Raw genomic sequence first — 17,049 nt, forward strand, 5'->3', positions numbered from 1 at the left:
AGTATGTGACGTGACGTAATGTACCGGAGCCGCCCGTGCGTGCGCGGGCGGGCGGGACGCCACTGCTTCGACGGGGAAAAGCTACCGTGCGCCGGGGCCGTCCGTGTGACGTACCGTCGGTCTCGGGCCCCTGATTCGCCGGGTTTCACCCGGCAGGGCGCGCAGAGCCCCGACCTGGGGATCGTGTGCTTGCCGGGGGGCATGTCCAGGGGCATAGGCCACTGGTTGACCGGAGGGGATCCGACTGATGCCGGAGCGTGCGACACGCCCACAGATGCGTACCGCTGCCGCCGTACTGACGGCGCTCTCGTCTCTCGGCGTCGCCGCGCTCGCCGGGTGCGGCTCCGGCGGGGCGGAGGGCGGCGTGTCGCGGAACGCGCCGGCGGCCACCCGCGGCGCCTCCCCGTCCCCTTCTCCCTCCCCCACCCCGGACTGGAACCCGCGGCCCGCGTCGGTCGCGGCGGTCGGGGACTCGATCACCCGGGGCTTCGACGCGTGTTCGGTGCTGGCCGACTGCCCCGAGGTGTCGTGGGCGACCGGTTCGGACGACGCGGTGCGGAGTCTCGCGGTCCGGCTGCTCGGCCCGTCCGGGGCGGCGGACCGCAGCTGGAACCACGCGGTGTCGGGGTCGCGGATGGTGCAGTTGCCCGAGCAGATGGCGCTGGCGGCGAAGGAGCGGCCGGAGCTGGTGACGGTGATGACGGGCGCGAACGACGCGTGCCGGGACTCGGTGCGGATGATGACGCCGGTGGCGGACTTCCGGGCGTCGTTCGAGGCGTCGATGCGGCAGCTGCGGGCCGGGGCCCCGAAGGCGCAGGTGTACGTCTCCAGCGTGCCGGACCTGAAGCGGCTCTGGTCGACGGGGCGGGTGAACGAGCTGGGCAAGAAGATCTGGCAGCTCGGGATCTGCCGGTCGATGCTGGCCGACGCGGACGACCTGGGCCCGGCGGCCGTGGCCCGGCGGGAGGCGGTGCGGGAGCGGGTGGTGGCGTACAACGGGGTGCTGCGGGACGTGTGCGCGGAGGACCGGTACTGCCGGTACGACGGCGGGGCGGTGTTCGACTTCCGCTTCACCGGGAAGCAGCTCAGCCAGTGGGACTGGTTCCATCCGAGCCGCGACGGCCAGGCCCGGCTGGCGGAGATCGCCTACCGCACCATCACGGCCCCCGAGCCGCCCGCGTAGGGTCGGTGACCATGACGACCAGCGCGGACACGGCCACGTACGCGGATACGGCCACGTACACGGAAGACTTCGGCGCCCTCGCGGACGGGTCGCCGGTCGGCCGGTGGACGCTGGAGCGGGACGGGGTCCGGGTGCGGGTCCTGACCTACGGCGCGATCGTGCAGTCGGTCCAGGTGCCCGGGCGGGACGGCTCGTCCGCCCCTGTGGCGCTCGGGCTGCCGGACGTCGCGGGCTACGAGGAGTTCCCGGCCCCCTACTTCGGCGCGGTGGTCGGGCGGTACGCGAACCGGATCGGGGGCGCGTCGTTCGTCCTGGACGGGCGCACGCACCGCCTGACGCCCAACGAGGGCGGCAATCATCTGCACGGCGGGGCCAGGGGCTTCGACAAGCGGGTGTGGGACGCGGTGGCGGTCCCGGGCGGGGTGCGGCTGTCCCTGGTCTCGGCGGACGGGGACGAGGGTTATCCGGGGCGGCTCGACTTCTCGGTGACGTACACCCTGGGGCCCGGCGGGGCGCTGGGGCTCGTCTACCGGGCGGTGACCGACGCCCCGACCGTACTGAACCCGACGAGCCATCTGTACTGGAACCTGGCGGGCGCGGACAGCGGGAGCGCGCTCGGGCAGCAGCTGCGGATCGCGGCGGGGCAGGTGACCCCGGTGGACGCGGCGTCGGTGCCGACCGGTGAGCTGCGGCCGGTGGCCGGGACCCGGTTCGACTTCCGGGGGATGCGTGCGGTGGGCGCGGGCTACGACCAGAACTTCGTGCTGGAGGAGGGGGCCGGGGAGGCGGCCGGTGTCGCCGCCGAGCTGTACGACGCGGCGTCCGGGCGGGTGCTGACGGTGCGGACGACCGAGCCGGGGCTCCAGCTCTACACGGCCGACCACTTCGACGGGCGGCCGTTCGGGCCGTGCGCCGGGATCGCGCTGGAGACCCAGCACTTCCCCGACTCGCCGAACCGGCCGGAGTTCCCCTCCACGGTGCTCCGGCCGGGCGAGGAGTTCGTCTCGCGCACCGAGTACGCGTTCTCGGTGCGCTGAGACCTCCCCCTCTTCGGCGCTCGGCTCAGCGGGCCAGCCCCAGGGTGACGCCGAGGCCGACCAGGACCGAGCCGATCGAGCGGTTGAGCGCCTTCTGGCGGCGCAGCATCGCACCGCGCAGCCGGGAGTGCGAGAAGAACAGCGCGACCAGGGCGAACCAGCCGAGGTGGGCGGCCGACATGAACAGGCCGTAGCCCGCCTGCTGCCACAGGGCGGTACCGGGGCCGACGACCTGGGTGAAGGTCGCGACGACGAACAGGGTCGTCTTCGGGTTGAGGGCGTTGGTCAGGAAGCCGCTGCGCAGCGCCCCGAACGGGGAGAGGCCCGGCCGGTCGCTCAGGTCGACGTCGAGGTCCGCGCGGGCCAGGAAGGTGCGCACCCCGATGTAGACGAGGTAGGCGGCGCCCGCCAGCTTGACCGCGGTGAACAGGGCCGTCGAGGAGGCGATGAGCAGCCCGACGCCGAGCATCGTGTACGTGACGTGGACCAGGACGCCCGCCGCGACGCCGGTGGCGGCGAGGACGCCGGTGGTGCGCCCGTACAGATAGCTGTTGCGCACGACCATGGCGAAGTCGGCGCCCGGCGAGACGACGGCGAGGACGGTGATGGCGGCGACCGCCAGCAGCTCGGTCACGCGGACCACGCCCGGGGGGCCGGCGCGTCACCGCTGTCGGCGGTGCCGGGCCCGGGGCCCGGGTCCGCCGCCGTGTCCGGGTCGACCAGGTCGCGGGCGAGGAGGGTGGCCCCGGCGACGGCTCCCGGCATCAGGAACACCGCGACCACGGGGATGAGGAAGGCCAGGGTCAGCGGGACGCCGAAGCCGAGCACCAGCATCCGGCGTCCGCGCAGCAGGACGAGGCGGTCCCCCAGGACCATGCCCCGGCGCTGGAGGGCGACGGCGGTCAGCTCCTCGGCCAGGAAGTAGCCGGAGACGCAGAAGCCGATCGCGGGGACCACGGTCTGCCCGACGACGGGGATGAAACCGCAGGCGAAGAGGGCGATCCCGTACAGGGCGACGCGCAGCAGGATGCGCACGGAGTCGCGGGCGGAGATCCACAGTTCCCGCCAGAGCGGCAGTCCGGACTCGGGGACGTCGCCGCCCTCGCTGCGGTCGACCTCCTCGGAGAGCGACTCGTAGAAGGGCTGGCCGACCAGGAGGGTCACGGCGGTGAAGGTGATGACCGCGAGGAACAGGCCGAAGACGAAGACCAACGCGGTCAGCCCGGTGCGCAGGATTCCCTGCCAGGGCGAGGACCAGCCGTCGGCGAACGGCGTCGCCCAGCCGACGAAGTCGTCGGCTCCGTAGCCGAGTCCGATCAGAGCTCCGGCGTAGATGACGAGGGTGACGAGTCCGGGCAGCAGCCCGAAGCCGAACCATCGTCCGTGTTGGGCAACCCAGCGCTGCCCCTTCATCAAGTAGCCGAAACCCGCCCCGAGATCACTCATGGGCGTCAGCGTACTGGCGGGCGGAAAGCGGTGAGGACCGCACCCCGGAGTGGGTGCGGTCCTCGTACGGCGCTGTGGTCAGCGGCTCTGTGGTCAGGCGACCGAGAGCGCGACGTTGATGTTGCCGCGGGTGGCGTTCGAGTACGGGCAGACCTGGTGGGCCTTCTCGATGAGCGCCTGCGCGGTGGCGGCGTCGACGTTCGGGATGGAGGCGCTGATCGCGACCTCCAGGCCGAAGCCGCCGGCCTCCGTCTTGCCGATCGAGACCGAGGCGGTCACGGTCGAGCCGGAGATGTCGGCCTTCTCCTGGCGGGCGACGACGCCCAGCGCGCCCTGGAAGCAGGCGCTGTAGCCGGCCGCGAAGAGCTGCTCGGGGTTGGTGCCCGCGCCGCTGCCGCCCATGGCCTTCGGCGGGTTGACGACGACGTCGAGCTGACCGTCGTCGGAGGAGACGCGTCCGTCGCGGCCGTTCTCGGCGGTGGCGACGGCGGTGTAGGCGACGTCGATCTTCTGGATGGTCATGATGTGAGGATTCCTCCTGTTGGTGCGCCGCGACTCGCGCCCACGGATCGCGACGGCCTGGGGACGAGCCTAACGCGTGACTCTGACCGGCCGGGGGCGGGTCAGACCAGCGAAACGATCATCTTCCCGGTGTTCTCGCCGCGCAGCAGCCCGACGAACGCGTCGTAGCCGTGCTCGATGCCCTCGACCGTCGTCTCCTGGTACTTCAGCTCGCCCGAGGCCAGCCACCCGGCGACGTCCCGGACGAACTGGGGCTGGAGGTCGGCGTGGTCCCCGACCAGCATGCCCTGGAGGCGGAGCCGCTTGCCGATGATCAGCGCCATGTTGCTCGGGCCGGGGGTCGGCTCCGTCGCGTTGTACTGGGCGATCATTCCGCAGATGGTGGCGCGGCCGTGCACGTTGAGCGAGGAGATCGCGGCTTCCAGGTGCTCGCCGCCGACGTTGTCGAAGTAGACGTCGATGCCGTCGGGGGCCGCTTCCCTGAGCTGGTCGCGGACGGGCCCGTCCTTGTAGTTGAACGCGGCGTCGAAGCCGTACTCCTCGGTGAGGAGCTTGACCTTCTCGTCGGAGCCCGCGGAGCCGATGACCCGGGAGGCGCCCTTGAGCTTCGCCATCTGGCCGACCTGGCTGCCGACGGCGCCGGCCGCGCCGGAGACGAAGACCGCGTCGCCCTCCTTGAAGGAGGCGACGTCGAACAGGCCCGCGTAGGCGGTGAGTCCGGTCATGCCGAGCACGCCGAGGTAGGCGGAGAGCGGGGCGAGGTCGGGGTCGACCTTGACCGCGTGCTTCGCGGACACGTCGGCGATCTCGCGCCAGCCGAGGCGGTGCAGGACGTGGTCGCCGACGGCGAGGCCCTCGGCGTTCGAGGCGATGACCTCGCCGACCGCGCCGCCCTCCATGGGGTGGTCGAGCTGGAAGGGCGGGGTGTAGGACTTCACGTCGTTCATCCGGCCGCGCATGTACGGGTCGACCGAGAAGAACTTGTTGCGGACGAGGACGTGGCCCTCGGCCGGAGCGGCGACCTCGGCCTCGCGCAGCGCGAAGTCCTCTGCCTTGGGCCAGCCGTGCGGGCGGGCGACCAGGTGCCATTCACGGCTGGACGTGGGAAGTGCTGCAGACATGGGCTCGGGTTCTCCTCAATGTCATACGAGGGGTGTGCTTCCGCGCCCGGTGACGCGAAAAGCTTCATGACATGAAACAACCATGCTCCTCAATATTTCATGATGTCAAGTAAATCGGTACGCTGTGGCCCATGGCCACTCGCGCAGACCCCCTGACCCTTGAGGTCGTCGAACTCATCGGCGCCGTCGTGGCGCGCTACCACGAGGAGTACGACCGGGCCGCCGCCGAGCACTCCCTCACCGGGGCGCAGGCGCGGGTGCTCGGGCTGCTCTCGCTGGATCCCCTGCCGATGCGGAAGATCGCCCTCAGGCTGAAGTGCGAGCCGTCCAACGTCACCGGGATCATCGACCGGCTGGAGACCCGGGAGCTGGTCGAGCGCAGGCCCGATCCGGCCGACCGGCGGATCAAGCTGGCCGCCGCGACGGAGAAGGGCAGGCGCACGGCCCGTGAGCTGCGGGACGCGCTGGACTTCGCCCGGGAGCCGCTGTCCGGCCTCTCCGACGCGGAGCGCACGGTCCTGCGGGACCTGCTGCGCCGGATGCTGGGCGAGACCGGCTGACCACCGTACCTACGCGCACCACCACAGGAAGCGGGTGCAGGTCGGGGAGGACGGCGTCGGGCTGGGCGTCGGCTCCGCCGGGGGCGGCGGGGGCGCCGGCGCGGTCGTCGGATCCCGCGGTTCGTCCGGCTCCGGCGGATCGGCGGGCGGGCTGTCCGGGGCGTCGGACGGGGCCACGTCGTCGGGGGCCGGGGAGGCGGTGGGCCCCTCGGTGGCGGAGGGCCCGGGGCTCGGCTCCCCCGAGGGGCTCGCGCCGCGCCTGCCGGCCGGTGAGGCGTCGGTCGCGGGGCCCGTGGTCACCCCGGCCCGGGTGCCGACCGGGCCGGGATCGCGGGGCTCGTCGGCGGACGACTCCTCGGGCGCGGCCCCGGACGGGCCGGACGGCGACTCGCGTACGTAGTCGGCCGCGGTGTCGTTCCGCTCGGGCGCCATGGCCAGGCCCGCCAGGCCCAGCGCGCCCGCCGCGAGGAGCAGCCCGAGGGCTCCCAGCAGGACGGTCCGGCCGCGCCGGGAACGGCGGCCGCGGGGCCGCCGACGCGAAGCGGGGCGGGCACCGGGACGGGCGTCGGGACGGGCGCCGGCACCGCGCCGCGCGTCACGCCGGGCTTCCGGGCGGGCATCGCGCCGGGTGCCACGCCCGATGTCGCGCCGGGCGTCGCGTCGGGGGCCTCCCCCGTCGACGGGCGCGGCCGTCCCGCCCGGCGGTGCGGCCCCGTCCGACGCGTCACGCACGTGCGGAGCGGGCACGGCGAAGGGGCCCAGCGCCTCGGCGGGCGTACCGCACCCGGCGCAGGCCAGGGCTCCGTTGAGATGCCGTCGGCACGGGTGGCAGTAATCCATGGCGCCCGCAGGTTAGGCGTACGCGGATCAACCAGGGAAGCCGCACAGGTGAGGATCGTGTGACGAAGCCCGTATTCCGGTGACGGCCGTCCGATACGCCTGACACGCGGGAGGATGGGCGGCATGACCGCTCCGGCCCCCTTCGGCCCCCTCCAGTTCCAGCTCGTCCTGCTGCGCCGGATGGCCGACCACCAGCCCGGTCTGGTCGAGGAGGCCCGGCACGAACTGAGCGCCTCCCTCGCCGACATGCGGGAGGCCAACCGCCGCTGGCAGGCCATGGTCCGGGCGCCGCGGGGGCGGGGGTCGCTGCGGCGCTACCGCTCGGTGCTCGGCGAACCGGAGGCGGTCCTGCCGCGCCGGGTCGGGGATCTGGAGTGCGAGGCGCTGCTCTGGCCGGTGCCGCTCTGGCCGGACCTGCGGTTCGAGGTGATGGCCGGGCCCGGCGGGGCCGTGTGGAACGAGTGGCTGGTGCGGGCCCCGGGCGCGGCCGGGCCGGAGCTGACCTCTCCGGACGCGCTGCTCCCGTGGTCGTGCACGGTGGACGAGGCGGCCCGCGCCTTTCCCCCGGCCCGGCCGATGGAGGGCAGCGCCCCGACCCGCTGGTCACTGGCCGTCACCGACCCGGCCACCGGCGGGGAACGGGTCGCGGAGTTCACCTGGGGTCTGTTCCAGCGGCTGCTGCCGGCCCGCTGATCCGACGGCCGTCCGCGGCCCGCCGATCCGACGGCCGCCTGCGGCCATCCGGCCCCGGCGGCTGCTTCCGGCCCGGCGACCTGAGGCGCCGTCAGCTCCGGCCCCTCTTACGGCGCAGCTCAGCGCGCGCGACGGACGGGAGAGCGCGACCATGCAAGGAGAGACCGGCTGCCGCCGGTGCCCCCCATCCGCGCTCTCGGGAGAACCCGCCGTGACCGTCAGCCTTGAGCAGTTGCAGCGTTGCCACATCGCCGTCGATCTCGGGGCCGCGAGGACCCGGGTGTACGTCAAGGGGCTCGGTCTCGTCGTCGACGAACCGAGCGTCGCCGCCGTCAACACCCGTACCGGCTCCCTCATCGCCGTCGGCGCGCTCGCCGAGCAGATGACCGGCCGCACCCCCGCGTACATCCGGGTGGCCCGTCCGGTCTCCGGCGGCACCGTCGTCGACATCGAGATGGCCCAGCGGATGCTGCGTCACCTGCTGGGCGACAAGCTCCGCCGCCAGCTGCGCCGCAAGCCCCGGCTGCGCGCCGCCGCCTGCACCCCGCACGAGGCCGACCCGCTGGCCCAGCGCGCCACGGTGGAGACCCTGGTCGGGCTCGGCGCCCGCCGGGTCGAGCTGGTGGACACCCTGATCGCGGCGGCCGTGGGCTGCGGGCTGCCGGTCGAGCAGCCGACCGCCACCATGATCATGGTGTGCGGGGCCGCCACCACCCAGATCGCGGTGCTCTCGCTGGGCTCGATCGTGACCGCCGTCCGGATCCCGGTGGGCGGCAACGCGATCGACGAGGCGATCATCCAGCACCTGCGCCAGCACCACGAGCTGCTGCTGCCGAGCCAGTCCGTGCGCCCGCTCCAGCTGGCGCTGCACGGCAACGGCCTCCAGCTGACCGGCCCCGCCCTCACCGAGATCCACGGCCGCGACGTGGCGACCGGGCTGGCCCGCTCGGTGCAGGTCGACACCGCCGCCGTACGGCAGGCCATCCACACGCCGCTCACCGCGGTGCTCGACGGGGTGGGCAAGGTGCTCCGCGACTGCCCGCCGGACCTGGTGGCCGACCTCGCGGACCGGGGCATCATGATGGTGGGCGGCAGCGCGCTGCTCCCGGGCCTCGACCAGATGCTGCGCGACGCGACCGGGATGCCGGTGCACATCGCCGAGCGCCCCGACGTCTGCTCGGTGCTCGGTCTGGGCGCGATGCTGGACGGCAAGATCCAGCCGATGGTCCTCAACCCGCTGGCGGGGTGAGCGCGTCGGCACGGACCGGGCGGTGGAACGGCCGGCGCGGGCAGCGCGGATGAACGGGCCCGTGGAGTCCGGCCCGTCCGGCGTCGGGCGGCTGCCGATGCTCCTGGAGGCGGTCCTCAACGTCGGCAGCGACCTGGAGCTGGGCTCCACCCTCCAGCAGATCGTGGACGCCTCCACCGCCCTCACCGGGGCCCGCCACGGTGCGCTCGGGGTGCTGGACCCGGACCGGGACCGGGTCGAGGAGCTGTACACCGCCGGGATGACGGAGGCGGAGCGGCGGCACCTCGACCTCTTCCCGGACGACTCCTCCGGCGGGCCGGCCGCCCTGGCAGAGGAGGACCCGCAGGACCGGGACCCACCGCCCGGCCGCCCTCCGGCGCGGGACGTCCTCCGGGCGCCGGTCCTGGTCCACACCGAGGTCTTCGGGCAGCTCTGCGTCGCCGGGAAGCCGTCGGGGCCGTTCGACGAAGCGGATCACGGCCTGCTGCGGGTCCTCGCCGCCCAGGCGGGCATCGCGATCGGCAACGCCCGGCTGTACGCGACGGCCCGGCAGCGCGAGCGCTGGATCACGGGCGCGGCGGCCGTCACCACGGCCCTGCTGACCGGTACCGACGCGGCCGACGCGCTGATGACGGTGGCCGAGCGGGCCCGGGTGCTGGCGGGCGCGTCGGCCGGGGTGATCCTCCAGCCGACGGAGGAGGGCGGGATGGAGATCGTCACCGCGTCCACGCCGGACGATCCGGCGGGCATCGTCGGCACGGTGATCGAGCCCGGCTCCGCGGTGCTGGTGCAGCTGCTCGGCGGCGAACCGGTCTTCATCGAGGACTCGGCCACCGATCCCCGGATGACCACCGGCGTACGCTCCCGGTTCGGGCCGAGCATGATGCTGCCACTGCAGAGCGGCGGGCGGCTCATCGGGACCCTCGCCCTGCCCCGGCGGCGCGGCGAGCGCCCCTACACGGAGATGGACAGGCTGCTGGCGACCCAGTTCGCCTCGCAGGCGGCCCTCGCCCTGGTGCTGGCGGACGCGCAGGCCGACCGGGAGCAGCTCGCGGTGTACGAGGACCGTGACCGGATCGCCCGTGACCTGCACGATCTGGTGGTCCAGCGGCTCTTCGCCACCGAGATGATGCTGGAGTCGACCCGCCGCCGGGCCGCGTCGGAGGACACCGGCGGCAGCTCGGAGGACGTCGGCGGCAGCGGGGAGACGGAGACCGGGACCGGCGGCAGCGGGGGGACCGAGGCCGGTGAGCTGCTGGGGCGGGCGGTGGACGAGCTGGACTCCACCATCCAGGAGGTCCGTACCGCGATCTTCGCGCTCCAGCAGCCGCCCGCCGGGGCCCCGAGCACCTTCCGGGGCCGGGTGCTGCGGGAGACCGGGGGCGCGGCGGCCCTGCTGGGCTTCCCGCCGTCGGTGCGGTTCGCCGGGGCGGTGGACGCGCTGGTGGACGAGGAGACGGGACGGGAGCTGCTGGCCGCCCTGCGCGGGGCGCTGGCCGCCGCGCACCGCAGGCCCGGGGTGTCGGCCATCGAGGTGGAGGTGGATGCCACGGTCCGGCTGCCGGACGGCCGGAGCGGGGTGCGGCTGGTGGTCGCGGACGACGGGCGCGGCGAGGACGGCCGTCCGACGACGGTGACCTGGCAGACCCCGGTCTGAGCCGGTCCGGCCCGGGGGGGTGCTGCGGCTCAGTGCTTCGGGGCGGCCCGCAGGGCGATCCGGGTGGTGGAGTGGGCGATGCCCGCCTCCCGTTTCAGCCGGCGCAGCAGGGTGTCCAGGGCCGCCGGGTCGGCGGCGGTGGCCCGGACGAGGTAGTCGTGGCCGCCCGTCACGTGCACCACCTCCGTGATCCCGGGCAGCATCAGCACCGAGCGCTCGAACTCCTCGTTCGTCGTGTCGAGGCGCAGGGTCACATCGATGAAGACCACCAGGCCCGAACGGGTGTCGGCGGCCGGGTCGACGATGACGGTGAAGCCCCGGATGACCCCGTCACGGCGCATCCGGCGGACACGGTCGCCCGCCGCGTTGGCGCTGAGCCCCACGCGTACGCCCAGATCCCGGTACGAGATCCGGGCGTCCTCCTGGAGAATGCCGAGGATTTCCCTGTCCAGCCGATCCATACCGTGATTGTCCCAGCTCATGGCGATATCGGCTGAGGGGAGACCGAGGAGGGCCGGGGCGCCCGCGGTCCCCCGGTCGGCGCAGTCCGGCGGGCCGTGCGGCGCCCCGCGCCCTTGACTGGCTCGTGTGGACCCCTCCGTCAAGCAGTCCCCCGAGCCGCCCGCACCGGCGGCAGCCGCACCGCCCGCGGCCGCGTACCGCAATCTCGTCCTGGCCACGGTCGGCTTCGCGCTGACCTTCTGGGCGTGGAACCTGATCGCGCCGATGTCCGGGGACTACAAGGACCGGCTGGGGCTCAGCTCCTTCCAGCAGTCCTTCCTGGTGGCCGTGCCGGTGCTCGTCGGATCGCTCGGCCGGATCCCGGTGGGGGCGCTGACGGACAAGTACGGCGCGAAGCTGATGTTCCCGCTCGTGTCTGCGCTGACGATCGTGCCGGTGCTGCTGCTGATCCCGGCGAAGAACTCCTACGGGGCGATGCTCGCGGTCGGCTTCCTGCTGGGGCTCGGCGGGACGACGTTCGCGATCGGCGTTCCGCTGGTCAACTCGTGGTTCCCGCCCGCGAAACGGGGCTTCGCGCTGGGGGTGTTCGGGATGGGCATGGGCGGGGTGGCGCTGTCGGGCTACTTCACGCCGCGCATCGCGAAGCACGGCGACAACCTGCCGTTCCTCGTGGTCGCGGGGGCGCTGGTGGTGTACGCGCTGCTGGCGGCCGTCCTGGTCAGCGACCACCCCGGCCGGAAGATCCCCACGGACACGCTGACGCACCGGCTCGGCGAGGCAGGGAAGCTGCGGGTGACGTGGGAGCTGTCGGCGCTGTACGCGATCGGCTTCGGCGGCATCGTGGCGTTCGGGGTGTATCTGCCGACGTATCTGAAGACCTGGTACGAGATGTCGCCGACCGAGGCGGGCACCAAGGCGGCCGGGTTCGCCCTGGTCACGGTGGTCTTCCGGCCGATCGGCGGCTGGCTCTCGGACCGGGCGCACCCGGCGCTGGTGACCTCGGTGGCGCTGCTGCTGGCCGCGCTGATGGCGATCGTGCAGGCCTTCGAGCCGCCGCTGTACCCGGTGGGCACGATCGCGCTGCTGGCCATGGCGGCCGGGCTCGGCACCGCGAGCGGCAGTGTGTTCGCCCTGGTCTCGCAGGTGACGCCGCAGCCGAAGGTGGGCAGTGTGACGGGCATCGTCGGGGCGATGGGCGGGCTGGGCGGCTTCGTGCCGCCGTTGGTGATGGGCGCGATCTACAGCGCCAAGGACAGCTACGCGATCGGCTTCATGCTGCTGTCCGATCTGGCGCTGGCGGGGTGTGTGTACGCGTACGGGCGGATGCGGACCGTCCAGCGGGACGGGTGAGACCTCCGGATACGGAGGAACGGCCGCGTTCCCGCCGGAACGCGGCCGTCCGTGTGCGGGCTCCGGTGCGGCTACCCGCGCTCGCGGAGCTGCTGTTCGAACCGGTCCGCCCAGTACGCGGTCCGGTCGAGGTAGGCCGTCTCGGCGGCCTCCCCCGTCGTGCCGTACGCCCCCTCGTAGGTCGCGTAGCCGTGGCCCGGGGGCGGGCTGGAGGAGGCCGGTTCGATGGAGCTGCCCTCGTGCCACTCGTTGAACGAGGTGACGGAGACCCAGGTGGGGTCGCCGCCGATGGCCGGGTCGAGGGCGTTGTTCCACTCCAGGTCGTAGGAGGCGCCGTCCTCGCGGTCCAGGGTGGGGGTGGTGTTGCCGGGGACGGCCCGGTCGTCGAGGTAGCCGGGGGCGACCGAGGGGGCCCAGACGAGTCCGTTGGCCTTGGCGTAGTCGCCCGCGTTCTTCCAGCCGGGGGCGGTGGCCCCGGCGATGCCGTCGTAGGTGTAGATCCCGCCGAAGTGGTCGACCTTGCTGGTGTCGGTGGTCTGGGCGAGGACGATGGCGGTGTCCTTGACGGCGTCCAGCGCCGACCAGTCCTGGATCTTCAGGCTCTCGAAGACGTAGTAGGCGTTGCGGTCGCCGTTCGCCGCGTCCCGGTAGAAGGCGGGGTGGTCGCCGAACTTCCCTTCCAGATAGCCGATGTCGTCGACGACGGACGCGGCGGTGCGGCCCCCGTAGGGCTCGATGTGCCAGGCGACCTCGATGCCGTGGCGGGCGGCGGCGCCCATGACGTCACCGGCGAGGGAGTCCTCGTAACCCCCTTGCCCCCACCAGCTGTAGACGATGACGCCCGCGCCGGACCGCTGGACCCACTTCATGTGCTGGTCGACGGCTCCGGCGATGTCCCCGGAGTCGTACGGGCCGAGCTTCGGGTAGAGGTCGGCGCCGATGGCGTCGGGCGGGGTGTGGCCGCCCTGCTGCCAGTGCCGCCAGCTCCCCGAGCCGTCGGGGGTGCCGTACCACGGGTAGTAGAAGAGGTGCACGTCGGACGAGCCCTCGTCCTCGGTGGCCGGGGCGCGGGTCAGGGTGATGCGGTCGACGTCGAAGAGGGCGCCCGCTCCCCCGGTGAACCGCAGGAACAGCGGGCCCGTCCCGGCGGTGAGGGTGGTGGTGACCTCGGTGAAGGTCTCCCAGCCGCCGGTCGGGGCGACGGTCGCGGAGCCGAGGAGCGGCCCGGTGGCGGAGCCGGCGCGGACCTCGATCGTGCCGCCCGCGCCGGCCGAGGAGACCCGGGCGGTGAGGGCGGTGGCCCCGGAGATGTCGAGGGAGGAGTAGCCCGCCCAGTCGCCGTGGTCGATGTAGCCGAGGGTGGCTCCGCCGCCGGCCGAGCCGTGGGCGGCGCTCTGGACGCCGGAGGAGGAGGTGTACGCCTCCGCCTCGGCGCTGTCGCCTCCCGGGTCCGGGTTCGGACCGCCCGCGCCGCAGTCGGCCTCGACGGCTCCGGCCGCGTACTGGACGCCGCCGAGGAGGAGTTGGCGGAAGTCGGGGTCGGCGAAGGACTCGATGGTGTGGCCGAGTCCGGTGTAGAAGGAGCGGCCCTCCTGCTGCGGGTGGCACCAGGTGATGGGGTGGTCGCCGCCCATCTCGCCGCCGCTGTAGCTGGATTCGTCCAGGGACTGGAGGACGTGGACATCCGAGCGGGGGTTGGAGCGGTAGTTGTACCACTCGTCGGTCCGCGTCCAGGTGTCGTCCAGGTGGGCGGTCGCCGGGTGGGCGTGGTCCTCGGTGGTGAGGCGGGCCTCCTGGATCGCCGGGTGGCTCCGGAACCGGGCGCCGACGAGGTCCTCGTACTCCGGCCAGTCGTACTCGGTGTCGGCCGCCGCGTGCACGCCGACGAATCCGCCGCCGCCGTCGACGTACCCCTTGAGGGCGCTCTGCTGGGTGTCGTTCAGGACGTCGCCGGTGGTGGAGAGGAAGACCACGGCCTCGTAGGCGGCGAGGTCGGCCGGGGTGAAGGCGGTCGCGTCCTCGGTCGCGGTGACGGTGAAGTCGTTGGCCGCGCCGAGCTGTCGGAGGGCGGTGATGCCCGCCGGGATGGAGTCGTGGCGGAATCCGGCGGTCTTGGAGAAGACCAGGACCTGGTACGGGTCGGCTGCCGCCGCGCTCTGCACGCCGGGGCTCAGGAAGGCCGCCCCGAGGGTGAGGGCCACGGCGCAGGCGAGGCGGCGGACGCGGGATCGTCTCATCGGTGGTCCCCCCGCGCTCCCTGCGTGCCGAACGTGAAGGCGTCCAGGTCGAAGAGGCTGCCCTGGCCCGTCGGGCCCTTGAAGACGAAGAACAGCTCGGTGGTTCCGGCGGGGGCGTTGTCCACGTCCGCCGTGAGGTTCACGAAGTTCTCCCAGCCGCCGGTCGGGGCGACGGTGAGCGTGGACAGGAGCGTGCCGGTGGCGGATCCTGCCCGCACCTCCAGGGTGCCGCCCGCGCCGCCGGAGGCGACCCGTGCGGTGAGGGAGGTGGCGTTGGAAAGGACGTACGGCTTGAAGGAGACCCAGTCGCCGTTGTCCGTGTAGCCGACGGTCGCGCCGCCCTCGGCGGGGCCGTGCGGGGCGATCTGGACGCCGTTCTGGGCGGCGAAGTGCTCGCCCTGGCGGTGGCGGGGCTGGAGGACGGAGTCGCTGTGCGTGGTGAGCCCGCCCGCGTCGGTGTACTCGGCGTCGAAGACCCCGTAGATGTTGGCGGCGGTGTCGTGCTCGCCGTCGACGGGGACGTCGATGGTGCCGGAGCAGCCGTTCTTCGAGGTGATCTGGTGGCGGTGGCTGTCATGGCCGAGGAGGTAGGTGACCTTGACCTTGGAGCAGTCGATCGTGCCGTCCTCGGGGTCGCTGACGCTCACGGTGAAGGGGACGGAGTCGCCGAAGGAGAACAGCGAGCCGTCCGCCGGGGTGGTGAGGGTGACGGTGGGCGCGCTGTTGCCCGCGGTCACGACCAGGCTCGCGGAGCCGGTGAGCCCTTCGGGGTCGGTGACGGTCAGGGTCGGGTTGAAGGTTCCTGCGGTGGTGTAGGTGTGGCTGGGGTTGGCGGCGGTGGAGGTGGTTCCGTCGCCGAAGTCCCAGGCGTAGCGGAGGTTTCCGCCCTCGGGGTCGGCGCTGCCGGCCGAGGAGAAGGAGACCGTGAGCGGGGTGGGCCCGGAGGTCCGGTCGGCGGCGGCCTTCGCGACCGGGGAGCGGTTGCTGCCCGCGAGGTGTTCGACGCGGTACAGGGCCTGGTTGTTCGCGCCGGTGCCGTAGTCGAGGACGTACAGCGCGCCGTCGGGTCCGAACGCGGAGTCCATCACCTGGGTGCCGGTCCACGGGAAGGTGTCGATGGTCCCGGGCGATCCGTCGGCCTTCACCTCGACGGGCTTGATCCACTTGCGGCCGTACTCGGTGGCGAAGAAGCGGCCGTCGAGGGAGGCGGGGAACTTCACGGCCGAGTCGAGGTTCGCGTCGAAGTCGTATACGGGTCCGGCCATCGGGGACTCCGAGCCGCCGCCGAACTCCGGCGGCGAGCCGGCGTCACCGGCGTACCGGATCCAGGCGGGCTGGGCCGGGGGCAGCGTGGCCTGGCCGGTGTTGCGGAAGGAGTTGTTGGCCGGGCCGGAGGCGCAGGCGTACTTCCCGGCGGACGGGCCGCTGGGGAAGGTGTACTCGCCGTACGTCTCCGTGGGCGTGTTGGTGCCCGTGCAGTACGGCCAGCCGAAGTTGCCGGGCCGGGTGACCCGGTTGAACTCGACCTGGCCGCTGGGGCCCCGGGCCTGGTCGGTGCCGCCCGCGTCGGGGCCGTAGTCGCCGATGTAGACGGCTCCGGACTTCTTGTCGACGGACATCCGGAACGGGTTGCGGAAGCCCATCGCGTAGATCTCGGGGCGGGTCTTCGCGGTGCCGGGGGCGAAGAGGTTGCCCGCCGGGATCGTGTAGCCGCCGTCCGCCGTGGGCTTGATCCGCAGCAGCTTGCCGCGCAGGTCGTTGGTGTTGCCCGAGGACCGCTGGGCGTCGAACTGCGGGTTGCGGTTGGTGCGTTCGTCGATGGGGGCGTAGCCGGCCGACTCGAAGGGGTTGGTGTCGTCGCCGGTGGTGAGGTAGAGGTTCCCGGCGGCGTCGAAGTCGATGTCGCCGCCGACGTGACAGCACTGGCCCCGGTCGCTCGCGACTTCCAGGACCACCTTCTCGCCGGCGGTGTCGAGGGTGCCGTCGGCCCTGAGGACGAAGCGGGAGAGGTTCAGATGCCCTTTCCACGCCTCGAAGTCGGCGGCGGAGCCGGTGGTGGGGGCGTCACCGGGCGGAGTGTTCAGGACCGGCGAGTAGTAGAGGTAGACGAAGCGGTTCGCCGAGAAGCCCGGGTCGACGGCTATGCCCTGGAGGCCCTCCTCGTCGTGCGTGTAGACGTCGAGCTTCCCGGCGGTCTTCGTCGACCCGGCGGCGTCGGTCAGCCGGACCGTGCCGTCGCGGGCGGTGTGCAGCACGGACCGGTCCGGCAGCACGGCGAGCGACATGGCCTCGCCCAGCTCGGCCCCACCCAGGGCGAGTTGGACCTGCTGGTAGTCGGCGGCGGGGATGTCGGCCGCGACGCGCGGGGCGCGGGCCTCGGGGTCGGCGGCGAGGGCCGGTCCCGCGGCGGGGACGGCAAGCGTGGCCACGAGCAGTGCGGCGAGCGCGGTGGCGTATCCGGACCACCGTGGGGGTGCGGGTGACATGGTCGTTCCTTCCTGACGGTACGTGGGGCCCCTCAGGCAAGGCGCTGTCGCGCTTTGCGGCGTACGGGTCCCGGCGCGCGGGACGTACGGCATGCGGTGTGCGGTGTGCGACGTGCGGGGCGTACGGCATGCGATGCGCAGCCGTGCGGGTGTGCGGCGTGCAGGCGTGCGGCGACTGCGCCGGTGCACGGGCGCAGGCAGCTTCT

General features: G+C 73.2%; 15 protein-coding genes. 7 read left to right on the forward strand and 8 right to left on the reverse strand.

Going from position 1 to position 17,049, the window contains the following annotated elements; translation table 11 throughout:
- Positions 1 to 274: 274 nt before the first annotated feature.
- Positions 275 to 1,183 (forward strand): SGNH/GDSL hydrolase family protein, encoded by a 909-nt coding sequence (locus OG245_RS10540; protein WP_371623265.1) that lies wholly within the window; start codon positions 275 to 277, stop codon positions 1,181 to 1,183.
- A gap of 11 nt (positions 1,184 to 1,194) precedes the next feature.
- Positions 1,195 to 2,220: an aldose epimerase family protein gene (locus tag OG245_RS10545; RefSeq protein WP_371623266.1), complete on the forward strand. Its 1,026-nt coding sequence runs from the start codon at positions 1,195 to 1,197 to the stop codon at positions 2,218 to 2,220.
- A gap of 25 nt (positions 2,221 to 2,245) precedes the next feature.
- Here the strand turns inward: OG245_RS10545 and OG245_RS10550 are convergent, their stop codons facing one another.
- The 4 genes from OG245_RS10550 to OG245_RS10565 form a co-directional block, all read right to left on the reverse strand.
- Complete coding sequence (locus OG245_RS10550; RefSeq protein ID WP_371623267.1) at positions 2,246 to 2,854, reverse strand: LysE family transporter; 609 nt, start codon at positions 2,852 to 2,854, stop codon at positions 2,246 to 2,248.
- Positions 2,851 to 3,666: an EI24 domain-containing protein gene (locus tag OG245_RS10555; protein WP_371623268.1), complete on the reverse strand. Its 816-nt coding sequence runs from the start codon at positions 3,664 to 3,666 to the stop codon at positions 2,851 to 2,853. Before OG245_RS10555 ends, OG245_RS10550 begins: the two co-directional genes overlap by 4 nt.
- 93 nt (positions 3,667 to 3,759) lie before the next feature.
- Positions 3,760 to 4,188, reverse strand: coding sequence for an organic hydroperoxide resistance protein (locus OG245_RS10560; protein WP_069754619.1), 429 nt, complete (start codon positions 4,186 to 4,188; stop codon positions 3,760 to 3,762).
- Between the two features lie 101 nt (positions 4,189 to 4,289).
- Positions 4,290 to 5,309, reverse strand: coding sequence for an NADP-dependent oxidoreductase (locus OG245_RS10565; protein WP_371623269.1), 1,020 nt, complete (start codon positions 5,307 to 5,309; stop codon positions 4,290 to 4,292).
- A gap of 131 nt (positions 5,310 to 5,440) precedes the next feature.
- On the opposite strand from OG245_RS10565, the gene OG245_RS10570 reads away from it, so the two are divergent.
- Positions 5,441 to 5,869 (forward strand): MarR family winged helix-turn-helix transcriptional regulator, encoded by a 429-nt coding sequence (locus OG245_RS10570; protein WP_371623270.1) that lies wholly within the window; start codon positions 5,441 to 5,443, stop codon positions 5,867 to 5,869.
- Between the two features lie 9 nt (positions 5,870 to 5,878).
- Here OG245_RS10570 and OG245_RS10575 read toward each other — a convergent pair whose 3' ends face one another.
- A complete protein-coding gene (locus OG245_RS10575; protein WP_371623271.1) occupies positions 5,879 to 6,709 on the reverse strand; it encodes a hypothetical protein in 831 nt (276 codons plus the stop codon).
- Positions 6,710 to 6,832: 123 nt separating this feature from the next.
- Between OG245_RS10575 and OG245_RS10580 the strand changes: the two genes are divergently transcribed.
- The 3 genes from OG245_RS10580 to OG245_RS10590 all read left to right on the forward strand — a co-directional run bounded on the left by OG245_RS10580 (position 6,833) and on the right by OG245_RS10590 (position 10,308).
- A complete protein-coding gene (locus tag OG245_RS10580; protein ID WP_371623272.1) occupies positions 6,833 to 7,402 on the forward strand; it encodes a hypothetical protein in 570 nt (189 codons plus the stop codon).
- A 211-nt stretch (positions 7,403 to 7,613) separates the two neighbouring features.
- Positions 7,614 to 8,651, forward strand: a complete 1,038-nt coding sequence (locus OG245_RS10585) for a rod shape-determining protein (protein WP_371623273.1) — start codon at positions 7,614 to 7,616, stop codon at positions 8,649 to 8,651.
- A 49-nt stretch (positions 8,652 to 8,700) separates the two neighbouring features.
- A complete protein-coding gene (locus OG245_RS10590; RefSeq protein ID WP_371623274.1) occupies positions 8,701 to 10,308 on the forward strand; it encodes a GAF domain-containing protein in 1,608 nt (535 codons plus the stop codon).
- A gap of 29 nt (positions 10,309 to 10,337) precedes the next feature.
- Here OG245_RS10590 and OG245_RS10595 read toward each other — a convergent pair whose 3' ends face one another.
- Positions 10,338 to 10,769 carry an Lrp/AsnC family transcriptional regulator gene (locus OG245_RS10595; protein WP_371623275.1) on the reverse strand — a complete coding sequence of 144 codons (432 nt, stop codon included), beginning with the start codon at positions 10,767 to 10,769 and terminating at the stop codon, positions 10,338 to 10,340.
- A gap of 127 nt (positions 10,770 to 10,896) precedes the next feature.
- Between OG245_RS10595 and OG245_RS10600 the strand changes: the two genes are divergently transcribed.
- Entirely contained in the window at positions 10,897 to 12,120 is a 1,224-nt protein-coding gene (locus tag OG245_RS10600) for a nitrate/nitrite transporter (protein ID WP_371623276.1), read from the forward strand.
- Positions 12,121 to 12,191: 71 nt separating this feature from the next.
- Here OG245_RS10600 and OG245_RS10605 read toward each other — a convergent pair whose 3' ends face one another.
- On the reverse strand, positions 12,192 to 14,357 hold the full coding sequence (locus OG245_RS10605; protein WP_371623277.1) for a ThuA domain-containing protein: 2,166 nt from the start codon (positions 14,355 to 14,357) through the stop codon (positions 12,192 to 12,194).
- Positions 14,354 to 16,843 carry a PQQ-dependent sugar dehydrogenase gene (locus OG245_RS10610; protein ID WP_371623278.1) on the reverse strand — a complete coding sequence of 830 codons (2,490 nt, stop codon included), beginning with the start codon at positions 16,841 to 16,843 and terminating at the stop codon, positions 14,354 to 14,356. Before OG245_RS10610 ends, OG245_RS10605 begins: the two co-directional genes overlap by 4 nt.
- Positions 16,844 to 17,049 lie beyond the last annotated feature (206 nt).

It is taken from the genome of Streptomyces sp. NBC_01116, from assembly GCF_041435495.1.
GTDB lineage: Bacteria > Actinomycetota > Actinomycetes > Streptomycetales > Streptomycetaceae > Streptomyces.

Bases quoted from the DNA above. Each gene is read 5' to 3' on its own strand.
- OG245_RS10540 (WP_371623265.1), top strand. From the start codon at position 275: ATGCGTACCGCTGCCGCCGTACTGACGGCGCTCTCGTCTCTCGGCGTC.
- OG245_RS10545 (WP_371623266.1), top strand. From the start codon at position 1,195: ATGACGACCAGCGCGGACACGGCCACGTACGCGGATACGGCCACGTAC.
- OG245_RS10555 (WP_371623268.1), bottom strand. From the start codon at position 3,666: ATGAGTGATCTCGGGGCGGGTTTCGGCTACTTGATGAAGGGGCAGCGC.
- OG245_RS10560 (WP_069754619.1), bottom strand. From the start codon at position 4,188: ATGACCATCCAGAAGATCGACGTCGCCTACACCGCCGTCGCCACCGCC.
- OG245_RS10565 (WP_371623269.1), bottom strand. From the start codon at position 5,309: ATGTCTGCAGCACTTCCCACGTCCAGCCGTGAATGGCACCTGGTCGCC.
- OG245_RS10570 (WP_371623270.1), top strand. From the start codon at position 5,441: ATGGCCACTCGCGCAGACCCCCTGACCCTTGAGGTCGTCGAACTCATC.
- OG245_RS10575 (WP_371623271.1), bottom strand. From the start codon at position 6,709: ATGGATTACTGCCACCCGTGCCGACGGCATCTCAACGGAGCCCTGGCC.
- OG245_RS10580 (WP_371623272.1), top strand. From the start codon at position 6,833: ATGACCGCTCCGGCCCCCTTCGGCCCCCTCCAGTTCCAGCTCGTCCTG.
- OG245_RS10590 (WP_371623274.1), top strand. From the start codon at position 8,701: ATGAACGGGCCCGTGGAGTCCGGCCCGTCCGGCGTCGGGCGGCTGCCG.
- OG245_RS10595 (WP_371623275.1), bottom strand. From the start codon at position 10,769: ATGGATCGGCTGGACAGGGAAATCCTCGGCATTCTCCAGGAGGACGCC.
- OG245_RS10605 (WP_371623277.1), bottom strand. From the start codon at position 14,357: ATGAGACGATCCCGCGTCCGCCGCCTCGCCTGCGCCGTGGCCCTCACC.
- OG245_RS10610 (WP_371623278.1), bottom strand. From the start codon at position 16,843: ATGTCACCCGCACCCCCACGGTGGTCCGGATACGCCACCGCGCTCGCC.